Genomic DNA, 12,895 nt, shown 5'->3' on the forward strand with positions numbered 1-12,895 from the left:
CGCTAGGGTCGCCTGCGTGGCGCAGAAACCTGCGGGCCGCGTGCCCGCCGATCCCCGGCCCGGACCTCGTCCGACGACGTCCGACGACTCGTGGCGGCCCGTGCGGCCCCAGGGGCGACGGCGGGTCGTCGCGGCGATCGTCGCGCTCGCGATGCTGCTGACGGTGCTCGGCGGCACGGCCGTGACGATCATGACGGCGTTCCCGGCGAGCGCCCACGACAGCCTCGTGTCGTCGGACCCGAAGGACGGCGCGGAGCTGGACGAGCCGACCGGAACGATCACGCTGACGTACAGCGCCGACATCCTGCCCGACGGCACGATGGTGGAGGTCACGACGCCCGACGGCGACGTCACCGCCGACGTGACGGTGGACGGCAAGGACGTCGTCGCCGACCTGGGCGAGCAGACGTCCGGCGGGGAGTACGCGGTGCGCTGGCGGGTCGTCTCGTCCGACGGCCACCCCATCGAGGGGGAGCTCGACTACACGGTCGCCGACCAGCCGGAGGCTGCCGAGAGCCCCGGGTCGAGCCCGGAGGCCGGCCCCGCGGCGAGCCCGGAGGCCAGCACTGGAGCCGGTCCCGCGCCGAGCCAGGAAGCGGCGGAGCCGGCGGAGTCGCCGTCCGCGGTGGCCCTCGACGCGTCCGCGGACGGCGACTCGGACGGCTCCGGTGCGCTGCCGTGGGTCTACGGTGCGGCGGTCGTGGCGGCGATCGGTGTCGCGCTGGCGCTGGTGGTGCGGGCGCGCCGTCGTCCCCAGGACCCGCAGGGCGCCCCCGGCCAGGAGGGGCCGCAGGACTGAACTGACGTCCGACGGGCGATCTGGGGCGCGCCGACGCGCCGAAAGGTCGCAGAAACCCGCGGATGTTCCTTAGTGTGTTCCCGGTCCGCCGGTTCGAGAGGCGGGACCGAGAACGTGACGACGTGCCAGACGTGCACGTCGTGATCCGGAGAAGGGATGCACATGTCGCTCAACAAGTCCGAGCTCGCCTCGGCCATCGCCGCCAAGGCCGGTCTGACCAAGGCGCAGGCCGAGGAGGCCCTCAAGGCGTTCCAGGACGTCCTCGTGGAGTCCCTCGCCAAGGGTGAGGCCGTCAAGGTCACCGGTCTGCTGTCGGTCGAGCGCGTCGAGCGCGCGGCCCGCACCGGCCGCAACCCGCGCACGGGCGAGGAGATCCAGATCCCCGCGGGCTACGGCGTGAAGGTCAGCGCCGGTTCGCTGCTGAAGAAGGCCGTCACCAGCTGACGACCCCCGCGCACGTGCCGTGGGCACGGGACGTGCGGGCCAGGACCTGTCCTGACCCGCACGTCCCGTGCCCACGGTGCTTTCCGGGGCGGGTGCGCGGGTCGGTGCGCGCGGGTGCGCTCGCGCTCGGACGGCGCCCGGTCAGAGGTCGCCCTTGCGCTCCAGGTAGCGCATCGCCGCCCAGCCGAAGGGCACCCGGCCCCAGTACGTCACGAGCCGGAACAGCACGGTGGTGGACAGGGCGATGGACGCCGGCACCCCGGCGGCGGTGAGTCCGGCGGTCAGCGCCGCCTCGACGCCGCCCAGACCGCCGGGCGTCGGCACCAGCGCGCCGAGCGCGTTGCCCACGAGGTAGACGACGGCGACGTCGACGAGCCGGAGCGACTGCCCGAAGGCCGCCAGGGCGGCGTCGAACGCGAGCACGTAACCGAGCGACATGATGACGTTGCCGCCCAGACCGAGCGCCAGGCGACCCGGTTGGCCGAGCATCTGCGACAGGCGGGGCCACACCTGTTCCAGGGTCGGCCGCGCCTTCTCCCAGACCCAGCGGCGGATCGCCGGGACCAGCAGAGTCGCCACGACGAGGACGCCGACGCCGGCGATCGTCAGCAGCACGGTGATGGACGGCAGCTCGATGAGGCCGCCGGAGCCGGTGAAGATCGACAGCACGACGAGCAGCAGCACGGTGACGACGAACTGGGAGACCTGCACGAGGGCGACGGTGGCGACCGCCATCGGGGTCTCGACGCCGCGGCGGGTGAGCATCCGCAGGTTGAGCGCCGCCGGTCCGATGCCGGCGGGGGCGGCCAGCGACACGAAGGACCCGGCGACCTGCGTGAGGGTCGCGCGGAACAGCGGCAGCGGCTTCGGTGAGAACGCCACGAACGTCAGTGCCGCGCCGAACCACGTGATCGCGGCCAGGAGGAACGCCCCCACGACCCACCACGGGTTGGCCTGCGTGACCGCGGCGGTGATCTCCTCCAGGTTCATCGTGGTGACGAGCGCGGTGACGACCACGATGACGAGCGCCAGCATCACCACCGTGCGGGCGCCGAACCGGGTGATGTTCTGCGGCTGGACGTCGACCTGGGGCAGCCGAGCCACCAGCGCCTCGCGCAGCGCGTTGAGCAGGCCCTTCTCGTGGCGCACGGCGACCCGGGTGGCGGGCGGCAGGGCCACGGACTGCAGGAGCGGTCCGACGGCGGCGATGTCGTCGTCGGGCAGTGCCGCCACCCCGGACGCGACGGCCCGTTCCGCGCCGACCCGCAGGGCCAGCAGCGCCATCATCTGCGTCAGGTCGAGTCGGCGTCCCAGGGTCGTCGAGGCGATCTCGCCCTGCTCCCACCCGGTGAGCCACACCTGGGGCTCGCCGTCGTCGGAGGTCCCGACGAGCAGCACGTCCGGGACGAGGGCGTGGTGGGTGAGCCCGGCGGAGTGCGCACGGCGGAGCTGGGACCAGGCCGCGGCGAGGATCGCGTCGCCGCGCTCCCCGGCGAGCGCCTCCTCGGGCAGGTCCGCCCAGGACACGGTGCCCTCGGCGTGCTGGGTGACCAGGACGATGGAGTCGGCGGCCTCGCCGACGCCGAGCAGCCGCGGCGTGCGCACGCCGGCCGCGGACGCGGCGTACGCGAGCAGCGAGTTGCGTTCCGCGACGGCCTTGAGGGAGACCTGGGCGCGACCTTCCAGCCCGCGCAGGCGCAGGGCCCGCCAGGCCCGGGTGAGCATGCCCAGCACGTGCCGGTCGCCGTCGAGGACGACGACGTCGCGGCGCACGCCGTCGGCGGTGAACATCGCGTACACGCGGGCGTCGCCCGCACGTGTCAGGGCGATGGTGGCGGGGTCGGCCAGGGTGCCCGACGTGGGCAGCTCGTCCGGGACGGCGTCCCCGCGTGCGGCGCGTCCCCCGCGGGCCCGGTTGCGCAGCATGGCGCGCAGGGTGGTGCGTCCGGTGACGACGCCGGCCGCGTCCACGTGCGTGACCGTCTCGTCGGGCATGGTGTCGAGGCCGGCGTCCGGCGGGGCGTCGTCGTGGCCGTCGTCCTGGTGGTCCTCGGCGGGGGCGGAGACGGCACGCACGCGCACCAGCGCGGTGGGTCGGAACCCGGCGCGCCGCACGGCGGTGACGAGCTCGCCGCCGTACGCCCGCTCGGACCGCACCCCGGAGACGTACTGGACCGTCTGCCCGGCGAAGCGGCCGAGCAGGAGCGCGACGAGCACGCCGGGCAGGGACGCCTGGCCGGTGATGAGGGCGATGACGAGCGCCAGGTACAGCACGTTCCAGGACCATCGCACCGTGCGCCGCCGGGTGCGGGGGCCCGCCGTGGTGAGCAGGGCGGCGATCGCGGCGACGTAGCCCGGGATGGTGATCTCCCAGACGCCGTCGCGCGCCACCGACAGGGTGCGGACCAGCTCGTCGGACCCGAGCCAGTCGACCGTCAGCACGGCGACGACGCCGAGGGAGAGGCCCAGCGTGGCCGCGACGATCGACTCCACGACCTGCCGGCCCAGCCGCCGCATCCCGAGCTCGGCGAGCACCGCGACGGGCACGAACAGAGTGACCAGGCCCTCCAGCAGCGCCACCGGGATGACGAGCAGGTCCGCCAGGAGCGTGTTGAACTCGCGCACGTCCGCCGTGACGCCCTCCGTGGTGCCGTGCGCGACGACCGCCAGGACCAGCACGAGCGCCACGCCGAGCGCGCTGCCGATGAGCCCGAGCAGGTCGGAGGGGTGGCGCACCCGCACCTCGGGGGTGTCGACCACCCGGACGAGCCCGGCGTCGTCGTCCCGCGTCGTGCCGCCCGCGAAGAGCGCGCGCAGCGCGCCGGTGGGAGGGTTCGAGTCGTCGCCGACGAAGGAACCGACGTCGTGCACCGCCGTCGCAGGTGTGCGAGGGCCGCCGACGGCCTCCCCGCTCGCTCCGGACATGTCCGCGAGTCTAGGCGCGCGAGCGCCTGACGGCCCGGGCGGACGTGACCTGGGACGGGAGTGTCACCGCTGCGTGACACACTGGTGTGATCTGACAGACACAGTCGCCTGGTAGAAACGCCGCCATGACTGATCAGGTACGCGGCGATCCCGTGTACCTCGGCGAGGAGGAACACGAGAGATGACGATGACCCGAGGCATGCGGCGGACCGCCGCGGTCACGGCCGGGACGGCGGCGCTCGCGCTCGTCCTCACGGCCTGCAGTGGGAGCAGCACCGACGAGGGTGCGAGCGACGGCGACGGCGGGGCGAGCGAGTCCCTGACGATCGGCACCACGGACAAGATCACCACGATCGACCCGGCGGGCTCCTACGACAACGGCTCCTTCGCCGTGATGAACCAGGTCTACCCCTTCCTGATGAACACCCCGTACGGCAGCCCCGACGTCGAGCCCGACATCGCCGAGTCCGCGGAGTTCACCGCCCCCACCGAGTACACGGTCGTGCTGAAGTCGGGCCTGAAGTGGGCCAACGGCAACGACCTCACGGCCTCGGACGTGAAGTTCAGCTTCGACCGCCAGGTCGCGATCGCCGACGAGGCCGGGCCGTCGTCGCTGCTGTACAACCTCGACTCCACCGAGGCCGTGGACGACACCACCGTCGTCTTCCACCTCAAGGAGCCGAACGACCAGGTCTTCCCGCAGATCCTGTCGTCCCCCGCCGGCCCCATCGTCGACGAGGACGTGTTCGCCGCCGACGCGCTGACGCCGGACTCCGAGATCGTCGACGGCCAGGCCTTCGCCGGCCAGTACACGATCACCAGCTACGCGCTCAACGAGCTCGTCACCTACGAGGCCTACGACGGCTACCAGGGCATCCTGGGCGCCGCGAAGACCCCCGAGGTCAACGTCTCCTACTTCGCCGACGCCTCCAACCTCAAGCTGGACGTGCAGCAGGGCGCCGTCGACGTGGCGTTCCGCTCGCTGTCCGCCACCGACGTCGAGGACCTCCAGGGCGACGAGAACGTCAAGGTCGTCGAGGGCCCCGGCGGGGAGATCCGCTACGTCGTCTTCAACTTCGACACCCAGCCCTACGGTGCCGCGCAGGACGACGCCGACGAGGACAAGGCGCTCGCCGTGCGGCAGGCCGTCGCGCACCTCATCGACCGCGAGACGATCGCCGAGCAGGTCTACAAGGGCACCTACACCCCCCTGTACTCCTACGTGCCCGCCGGCCTGACGGGTGCCACCGAGTCCCTCAAGACGATGTACGGCGACGGCGACGGCGGCCCGGACTCCGCTGCGGCGGAGCAGGCGCTCGCGGACGCGGGCGTCGAGACGCCGGTGCAGCTCAGCCTGCAGTACTCGAACGACCACTACGGTCCGTCCTCGGGCGACGAGTACGCGCTCATCAAGGACCAGCTCGAGTCGTCGGGCCTGTTCACCGTGGACCTGCAGACCACCGAGTGGGTGCAGTACTCCAAGGACCGCACCGCCGACGTGTACCCGAGCTACCAGCTGGGCTGGTTCCCGGACTACTCCGACGCGGACAACTACCTGACGCCGTTCTTCCTCACGGAGAACTTCCTGGGCAACCACTACTCGAACCCCACGGTCGACGACCTCATCGTCTCCCAGGGCGTCACCGAGGACCCGGACGCCCGGGCCGGGATCATCGAGGAGATCCAGGAGACGGTGGCCGCGGACCTCTCCACGGTGCCGTACCTCCAGGGTGCGCAGGTCGCCGTCGTGGGCTCCACGGTCGAAGGCGCCGAGGACACCCTCGACGCCTCGTTCAAGTTCCGCTACGCGGCGCTGAGCAAGGGCTGACCGAGGGAATCTCCGCGACGTGGCTGCCTCACCCGCAGCAGGAAGCGCACTGGGACGCTACATCCTGGTGCGCTTCCTGCTGATCATCCCCACCGTCTTCATCCTGGTCACGGCCGTGTTCGTGCTCATGCGCGCCACGGGTGACCCGATCACGGCCGCCCTGGGCGGTCGTCTCACCCAGGACCAGCTCGCCGAACGGATCGCCGCCGCCGGCTACGACCGGCCGATCCTCGTGCAGTACATGGAGTACCTGCGCGGCATCTTCACGGGCGACTTCGGGCTGACCATCTCCGACAACCGACCCGTCACCGAGGTGCTGGCCACCTACGGTGCGGCGACGCTCGAGCTGAGCCTGTACGCCGTCCTGGTCGCGCTCGTGCTGGGCATCCCGTTCGGGATGATCGCCGCCTACCGTCGCGACCGGCTGCCCGACGCCGTCCTGCGGCTCGCGGCGATCCTCGCCTACGCGACCCCGGTGTTCTTCGCGGGTCTGATGCTCAAGCTGATCTTCTCGGTCTGGCTGGGCTGGTTCCCCGTGGCGGGCCGCGTGTCCGTCGCCGGGGAGATCGAGATGCGCAAGGCCGGCGCGGACTCCGGGTTCATGCTCGTGGACGCGTTCGCCACCGGCGACCCCGCCGTCGTGCTCGACGTGCTGTCGCACGCCGTCCTGCCGGCCGCGGCCCTCGGGCTGCTCACCGCCGGGGTGTTCCTGCGGCTCGTGCGCACCAACATGATCGGCACCCTGGGCGCCGAGTACGTCGACGCCGCCCGCTCCCGCGGGGTGCGTGAGCGCCGTCTCGTGACGGCGCACGCGTGGCGGCCGGCACTCATCCCCATCATCACGGTGGCGGGGATGCAGATCGCCATGCTCCTCGTCGGTGCGGTGCTGACCGAGACCACGTTCGAGTGGCGCGGCCTCGGCTTCCAGCTCGCCGAGTACCTGCAGGCCCGGGACTTCGTGGCCGTGCAGGGCATCGTCGTGGTGATGGCGGTGGTGGTGGCCGTGACGAACTTCCTGGTCGACGTGATCGCCGCACTGGTCGACCCGAGGGTGAGGTACTGATGACTGCCCCCGAGCTGGCCGGCGCGACCGCCGGCCCCGCGTCCCCCGAACGGCTGACCGGGCGGGGCGCCTGGTTCCGCCGGCTGCCCGTCGTGCACCAGGTGCGCCAGAGCGTCGGCCTGCAGCGCGGCATGCTGGTGGCCGGGCTCGTGCTGTGCGTGGTGTTCGTCGTCGTCGCGGTCGGCGCCGACCTGATCGCGCCGTACGGCTGGTCCCAGCTGCGCGACGCCGAGCAGACGTTCGGCGCCCAGCAGCCGCCCAGCGCCGAGCACTGGTTCGGCACCACCGTCGGCGGCTACGACGTGCTGTCCCGGGTGGTGTGGGGTGCTCGCACCGCCCTGCTCGTCGTGGTGGTGGCGGTGCTCGCCTCGATCGTCGTCGGCGTGGCCCTCGGCCTCGTCTCCGGGTACTTCGGCGGCTGGCTCGACCGCGTGCTCGTGGTCGTGGCCGACGCGATCTACGCGTTCCCGTCGCTGCTGCTGGCCATCCTGCTCGCCATCGTCATCTCGGGCGGGCAGTCGAGCATGTGGGGCGGCATCCTGGCCGCCGCCCTGTCCATCACCGTGGTGTTCGTGCCGCAGTACTTCCGGGTGGTCCGCGCGGAGGTGGTGCGGGTCAAGGCCGAGGCGTTCGTCGACGCGGCGCGGGTGCTCGGCACGCCCCACCGGCGGATCATGACCCGCCACGTGCTGCGCAACTCGGTGCGCACCCTGCCGCTCATCGTCACGCTCAACGCCTCCGAGGCGATCCTGACCCTCGCGGGCCTCGGGTTCCTCGGGTTCGGCATCGAGCCGACGGCGGCGGCCGAGTGGGGCTACGACCTGCAGCGCGCCGTCGCGGACGTCACCAGCGGCATCTGGTGGACGGCCCTGTTCCCCGGCCTGGCGATCGTGCTCGCCGCCATCGGCATGACCCTGGTCGGCGAGTCGCTCAACGACCTCGCCGACCCCCGCCTGCGCACGCGGGCCCGTGCCGGCCACGTGTCCGGCACGGTCGCCGAGACGTCCGTCGGTCCCCAGGAGGAGTCCGCATGACCGCCACCACGGGTCCCACGAACGGTCCCACGAACGGTCCCGCCGCCGGTCCCGCCGCCGGTCCGGCACCCGTCGCCCGCATCGAGGACCTCGCCGTCTCGTTCGCCACCGACGCCGGTCCCGTGCGAGCCGTGGACGGGGTGAGCCTCGACGTCGCACCCGGTGAGGTCCTGGCCGTGGTCGGGGAGTCCGGCTCCGGCAAGACCGTCACCGCCAAGACGATCCTCGGGCTGCTGCCCGAGACGGCCACCGCCCGTGGCGCCGTCGTGCTGTCGGGGCGGGACGGCGGCAGCACCGACGTCGTGCACGCGTCGGCGGCCCGGCTGCGCGCCGTGCGTGGTCGTGACGTCGCGATGGTGTTCCAGGAGCCCTCCACGGCCCTCAACCCGGTGCAGACCGTCGGCTGGCAGATCGCCGAGGGTCTGCGCGCCCACGGCCGGGTGTCCGCCAAGGAGGCGCGACGTCGTGCCGTGGAGGTGCTGGGCACCGTCGGCATCCCCGACCCGGCCGAGCGGGTCGACCACTACCCGCACCAGTTCTCCGGCGGGCAGAAGCAGCGCATCGTCATCGCGATGGCCCTCGTGCTCGGTCCCGGTCTCATCGTCGCCGACGAGCCGACGACGGCGCTCGACGTCACCGTCCAGGCGGAGATCCTCGACCTGCTGCGTCGCCTGCGCGACGAGACCGGCACCGCCATCGTGCTCATCACGCACAACATGGGCGTCGTGGCCGACCTCGCCGACCGCGTGGCGGTGATGTACCAGGGCAAGGTCGTCGAGCAGGCGACGGCCACCGACCTGTTCGCCGCGCCGCAGGCCGACTACACCCGGGCCCTGCTGGGTGCGGTGCCGCGGGTCGGCGAGGGGACGGCCCGTGCGCGCGAGCGGGCCGCGGCCCGGCCGGACGGGTGGGCGGACACCGCGCCCGTCGTGCACGCGGAGCACCTGACCATCACCTACCCGGGGCGGTTCCGCCGGCCCGGGTTCACCGCCGTCGACGACGTCTCCCTGACCATCCGCCCGGGCGAGGTCCTCGGTCTGGTGGGGGAGTCCGGGTCGGGCAAGACGACGATCGCGCGAGCCGTCGCGGGCCTCACGGCGGTCACGGACGGGTCCCTGACGGTGCTGGGCACGCAGATGCGCGGCGCCCGCGGCCGGGACCTCGCAGGGGTCCGGCCGCGGCTCGGGTTCGTGTTCCAGGACCCGGCGACGTCGTTCAACCCGCTGCTCACCATCGCCGAGTGCGTGGCCGAGCCGCTGGTGGTGAGCGGGCGTGCCGGCGACCCCGGCGCGGCGCGGGGACGCGTGGACGAGCTGCTCGAGGCGGTCCAGCTCCCGCGGTCCTACGGCGACCGCTACCCCCACGAGCTGTCCGGCGGGCAGCGGCAGCGGGCGTCGTTGGCGCGCGCCCTGGCGCTGGACCCGGAGCTCCTGATCGCCGACGAGCCGACGTCCGCGCTCGACGTGTCGGTGCAGGCCCGGGTGCTGGAGCTGTTCGCGCAGCTCCAGGCCGACCTGGGGTTCGCCTGCCTGTTCGTGTCGCACGACCTGGCGGTCGTGGACCTGGTGGCCGACCGGATCGCGGTGCTGTACCGCGGCCGGCTGGTCGAGGAGGGCACGGGCGAGCAGGTGCTCGGTGCGCCGCGCGAGGACTACACGCGTCGCCTGCTGGCGTCGCTGCCGGTCCCGGACCCGGTCGAGCAGGCTCGACGGCGGGGTCAGGTCACGCCGAGCGCCTGAAGCCAGGAGTCGGGCACGTACGCGTACCCGACGAACGCGACGACGTCGAGCAGGGTGTGGGCGATCACCAGGGGCAGCACGCGGTGGCGACCCCACCGGGAGGTGTAGAACCAGGAGAAGACCACGCCCATGACGACGTTGCCGAGGAAGGGCCCGAAGCCCTGGTACAGGTGGTAGGAGCCGCGCAGCAGGGAGCTCACGACGACGAACCTGACTCGGCCCCAGCCGAGGTCCGCGGTGCGCTCGTGCAGGTAGGCCACCGCGATCACCTCCTCGAGGAGACCGTTCTTCAGCGCGGACAGGATCAGCACGGGCACCGTCCACCAGTACGGGTCGAGCGCGCTGGCCTGGATCGTGACGGTGATGCCGAGCGCCCGCCCCAGGGCGTAGAACGCCAGCCCGGGGATGCCGATCCCGGCGGCCAGCGCGAACCCCCACGCGGTGTCCCGGCCGGGGCGTGCGGCGTCGAGCCCGATGCGCCGCAGGGTGCCGGGCCCGCGGCCGCTGAGCAGGTACAGCGCCAGGACGACGGGCAGCAGGGCGAAGGCGATGCCGAGCACCTGGTAGGTGAGGTCGAGGTACGGGCGCGGAGAGCGGGAGGCGTTGAGGGTGGCCGTCTGCTCGCTGAGCGCGGTCGAGCTCGCGAGCGCGTCGTAGACGCGCACCCCGATCGCCACGAGCGCGTACACGGCGCTCTGGCCGAGGCTCAGCCCGAGGACGATCCAGATCTCGGCCCCGGTCCGACGTCGGTCACGGCGCTCGGTCACGGGGGCGGCGGCCGGTGGGGGAGTCCAGGGCGGGTCGGCCGGCGCGGTGGTCATCGTCCGGTTATAGCACTGCGACCTCGGGGGAACCTGTCGCGGCAGAGACCGAGGTCACAGTCTGCGTCGTGAGGCGGGGGGGGGGCGTCTCCATTGCGGGAGGCAACCGGAGGTGGGACGGTCACCTCGGACGAGCGGCGTGCCGCCGTCCATCCCCGGAACGCGTGCCGATGACGGCCGCGCCGCTTCGTCGCGCGCGGAAAACGCGTTCCCGGCCTGTCTGAGCGACCGAAGGAATCACCGTGCGACGCACCACCCGTCTGGCCCTGCTGCCGCCCTCTCGCTGAGCCTGCTCCTCGTGGGCTGCTCCGGCGACGAGCCCGCCGAGGACACCGCCACCGAGGCTCCTGCCGAGGAGACCGCCGAGGCCGAGCCGTCCGAGGAGGCGACCGAGGAGACTGCCGAGGAGGAGGCCGCCGCGCCGAGCGGTGACGTCGCCGCCCCCGGCGACACCGCCGGCCTCGGCGAGTGGCTGTCCCTGCCGTTCGAGGTCGCGGGCGACGACGGCGGCTCGGCCGTCATCGACGTGACGGTCACCGAGATCGAGGCCGCCCCCGACGCCGACCAGAAGGCGCTGCAGGAGGAGATCTCCCAGCTCAAGGGCATGACGGTCTACTACCTGTGGGCCGACATGAAGAAGAACTCGGGCGACGAGGTCGCGTACAGCTCGATCGCGTCGGAGTTCTACGCCGTCGACGAGAACAGCGAGCAGCTGCAGAACATCTCGCTCATCGGCTGGGACAGCTGCCCGAGCGAGTCGTTCACGACGGAGTTCGACGAGGGCGAGACGCTGAGCACGTGCTTCGCGGCCGCGGTGCCCGACTCCCAGCCCGCCCCCGCCGGCGGTGCGTGGAACGACTTCGAGGACTACAACATCTACGACGGCAACGCGCTCTACTGGCTGCAGTGACGTCGTCGGCCGCCCGGGTCACCCCTCGTGACGCGGGCGGCCGGGACGCCGCGCCGGGCCGACGTCGCGCGGCAGGCGACCGGCGTCGGCCAGCGCGCGCCGGACCACCATGTCGATCTGCGCGTTGACGCTGCGCAGGTCGTCGGCGGCCCACCGTGCGAGCGCGTCGTGGACCGCCGGGTCGAGGCGCAGGAGCACCTGCTTGCGCGCGGGGCGACGGCGAGGGGTCGCGGCGCCGCCAGGGCGCGTGCCCTCGACGTCCTCCCCGCGAGCGCCCTCGACGTCCTCCCCGCGAGCGCCCTCGACGTCCCTCGCGCGGGTGCCGTCGTCGGGCGGGGACGGCGTGGCCGCCTCGTTCACTGGTAGAGGGAGCCCGCGTTGACGACGGGGGTGGCCCGGCTCTCGCCGCACAGGACGACCAGCAGGTTGGACACCATGGTCGCGCGGCGCTCGTCGTCGAGGGCGACGACGCCGTCGGACTCCAGGCGGGACAGGGCGTTCTCCACCATCGACACGGCACCCTCGACGATGCGGGACCGGGCGGCGATGATGGCGCCGGCCTGCTGGCGCTGCAGCATGGCCTGGGCGATCTCCGGGGCGTAGGCGAGGTGGGAGATCCGGGTCTCGACGACCTCGACCCCGGCGACGGCCACGCGTTCGGCGACCTCGGCGGCGATCTCCTCGGACACGAGCTCGGTGGCTCCGCGCAGGGATGCGACGTCGTCGGCGCCGTCGTACGGGTGCGACATGGCGACGTGGCGCAGCGCGGACTCGGCCTGCACGACGACGAAGTCGTCGTAGTCGTCGACGGCGAAGCTCGCCCGGGCGGTGTCGGCGACCTGCCAGACGACGATGGCGGCGATGTTGACGGGGCTGCCGTCGGCGTCGTTGACCTTGAGCTCGCTGGTCTCGAAGTTGCGGACGCGCACGGACACGCGGCGCCGGGTGGTCAGGGGGAGCGCGGTGACCAGGCCGGTGCGCCGCACGGTGCCGACGTAGCGCCCGAAGAGCTGCACGACGAGCGTCTCGCCGGGGCTGACGACGGCGATCCCGGTCAGGGAGACCACGGCGAGGGCGAGCATGACGACGCCCGCGACCGTGCCGGGGGTTCCGCCGCCGACGACGGCGAGCACGCCGCTGGCCGCCAGGGCGAGCGCGAGGGCCACGGTGGCGACCGTGCCGCCGGCGCCGAGCGACCAGGCGGTCCGTTCGGCGATGTCGACGCGGGTGCCGGCGTGGCCGACGGGCTGGCCGGCGGGCGCGCCGCCGACGGAGTCCTGGGTGACGGTGGTCTCGGTCATCGATGCTCCTGGTGTCGTCGCGCCGGGCTCG

General features: G+C 73.0%; 11 protein-coding genes. 7 read left to right on the forward strand and 4 right to left on the reverse strand.

What is annotated here, in order from left to right:
- Positions 1-16: 16 nt before the first annotated feature.
- Positions 17-799 carry a copper resistance protein CopC gene (locus tag ACNHYB_RS12220; RefSeq protein WP_418275617.1) on the forward strand — a complete coding sequence of 261 codons (783 nt, stop codon included), beginning with the start codon at positions 17-19 and terminating at the stop codon, positions 797-799.
- Between the two features lie 162 nt (positions 800-961).
- The gene (locus ACNHYB_RS12225) at positions 962-1,243 is read left to right on the forward strand and encodes an HU family DNA-binding protein (RefSeq protein ID WP_418278039.1); all 282 of its coding nucleotides are present in this window, start codon (positions 962-964) and stop codon (positions 1,241-1,243) included.
- A 141-nt stretch (positions 1,244-1,384) separates the two neighbouring features.
- Here the strand turns inward: ACNHYB_RS12225 and ACNHYB_RS12230 are convergent, their stop codons facing one another.
- A complete protein-coding gene (locus ACNHYB_RS12230; RefSeq protein WP_418275618.1) occupies positions 1,385-4,168 on the reverse strand; it encodes a flippase-like domain-containing protein in 2,784 nt (927 codons plus the stop codon).
- Between the two features lie 181 nt (positions 4,169-4,349).
- Between ACNHYB_RS12230 and ACNHYB_RS12235 the strand changes: the two genes are divergently transcribed.
- From ACNHYB_RS12235 to ACNHYB_RS12250, 4 genes are read left to right on the forward strand one after another with little or no spacing between them, the layout of a single operon-like run.
- Positions 4,350-5,996 carry an ABC transporter substrate-binding protein gene (locus tag ACNHYB_RS12235; protein WP_418275619.1) on the forward strand — a complete coding sequence of 549 codons (1,647 nt, stop codon included), beginning with the start codon at positions 4,350-4,352 and terminating at the stop codon, positions 5,994-5,996.
- A 19-nt stretch (positions 5,997-6,015) separates the two neighbouring features.
- Positions 6,016-7,059 (forward strand): ABC transporter permease, encoded by a 1,044-nt coding sequence (locus tag ACNHYB_RS12240; protein ID WP_418275620.1) that lies wholly within the window; start codon positions 6,016-6,018, stop codon positions 7,057-7,059.
- On the forward strand, positions 7,059-8,093 hold the full coding sequence (locus ACNHYB_RS12245) for an ABC transporter permease (RefSeq protein WP_418275621.1): 1,035 nt from the start codon (positions 7,059-7,061) through the stop codon (positions 8,091-8,093). The genes ACNHYB_RS12240 and ACNHYB_RS12245 overlap by 1 nt, the downstream gene beginning before the upstream one ends.
- Positions 8,090-9,832 carry a dipeptide ABC transporter ATP-binding protein gene (locus ACNHYB_RS12250; RefSeq protein WP_418275622.1) on the forward strand — a complete coding sequence of 581 codons (1,743 nt, stop codon included), beginning with the start codon at positions 8,090-8,092 and terminating at the stop codon, positions 9,830-9,832. The genes ACNHYB_RS12245 and ACNHYB_RS12250 overlap by 4 nt, the downstream gene beginning before the upstream one ends.
- Here the strand turns inward: ACNHYB_RS12250 and ACNHYB_RS12255 are convergent.
- Positions 9,811-10,653: a CPBP family intramembrane glutamic endopeptidase gene (locus ACNHYB_RS12255; protein WP_418275623.1), complete on the reverse strand. Its 843-nt coding sequence runs from the start codon at positions 10,651-10,653 to the stop codon at positions 9,811-9,813. The two genes, ACNHYB_RS12250 and ACNHYB_RS12255, sit on opposite strands and share 22 nt — an antisense overlap.
- Before the next feature lie 298 nt (positions 10,654-10,951).
- Here ACNHYB_RS12255 and ACNHYB_RS12260 point away from each other — a divergent pair, with 298 nt between their 5' ends.
- Positions 10,952-11,563: a hypothetical protein gene (locus ACNHYB_RS12260; protein ID WP_418275624.1), complete on the forward strand. Its 612-nt coding sequence runs from the start codon at positions 10,952-10,954 to the stop codon at positions 11,561-11,563.
- Positions 11,564-11,581: 18 nt separating this feature from the next.
- On the opposite strand, the gene ACNHYB_RS12265 is transcribed toward ACNHYB_RS12260, so the two are convergent.
- Together ACNHYB_RS12265 and ACNHYB_RS12270 are read right to left on the reverse strand one after the other, a co-directional pair.
- On the reverse strand, positions 11,582-11,923 hold the full coding sequence (locus ACNHYB_RS12265) for a hypothetical protein (RefSeq protein ID WP_418275625.1): 342 nt from the start codon (positions 11,921-11,923) through the stop codon (positions 11,582-11,584).
- Positions 11,920-12,864, reverse strand: coding sequence for an SPFH domain-containing protein (locus ACNHYB_RS12270; RefSeq protein ID WP_418275626.1), 945 nt, complete (start codon positions 12,862-12,864; stop codon positions 11,920-11,922). The genes ACNHYB_RS12265 and ACNHYB_RS12270 overlap by 4 nt, the downstream gene beginning before the upstream one ends.
- Between the last annotated feature and the right edge of the window lie 31 nt (positions 12,865-12,895).

The sequence above is a fragment of the Isoptericola jiangsuensis genome, assembly GCF_048320105.1.
In the GTDB taxonomy this organism is placed as follows: domain Bacteria; phylum Actinomycetota; class Actinomycetes; order Actinomycetales; family Cellulomonadaceae; genus Isoptericola; species Isoptericola jiangsuensis_A.

Excerpts from the sequence above, each read along its gene's own strand:
- ACNHYB_RS12250 (WP_418275622.1), top strand. The coding sequence starts at position 8,090 with ATGACCGCCACCACGGGTCCCACGAACGGTCCCACGAACGGTCCCGCC.
- ACNHYB_RS12225 (WP_418278039.1), top strand. The coding sequence starts at position 962 with ATGTCGCTCAACAAGTCCGAGCTCGCCTCGGCCATCGCCGCCAAGGCC.
- ACNHYB_RS12270 (WP_418275626.1), bottom strand. The coding sequence starts at position 12,864 with ATGACCGAGACCACCGTCACCCAGGACTCCGTCGGCGGCGCGCCCGCC.
- ACNHYB_RS12230 (WP_418275618.1), bottom strand. The coding sequence starts at position 4,168 with ATGTCCGGAGCGAGCGGGGAGGCCGTCGGCGGCCCTCGCACACCTGCG.
- ACNHYB_RS12245 (WP_418275621.1), top strand. The coding sequence starts at position 7,059 with ATGACTGCCCCCGAGCTGGCCGGCGCGACCGCCGGCCCCGCGTCCCCC.
- ACNHYB_RS12235 (WP_418275619.1), top strand. The coding sequence starts at position 4,350 with ATGACGATGACCCGAGGCATGCGGCGGACCGCCGCGGTCACGGCCGGG.
- ACNHYB_RS12255 (WP_418275623.1), bottom strand. The coding sequence starts at position 10,653 with ATGACCACCGCGCCGGCCGACCCGCCCTGGACTCCCCCACCGGCCGCC.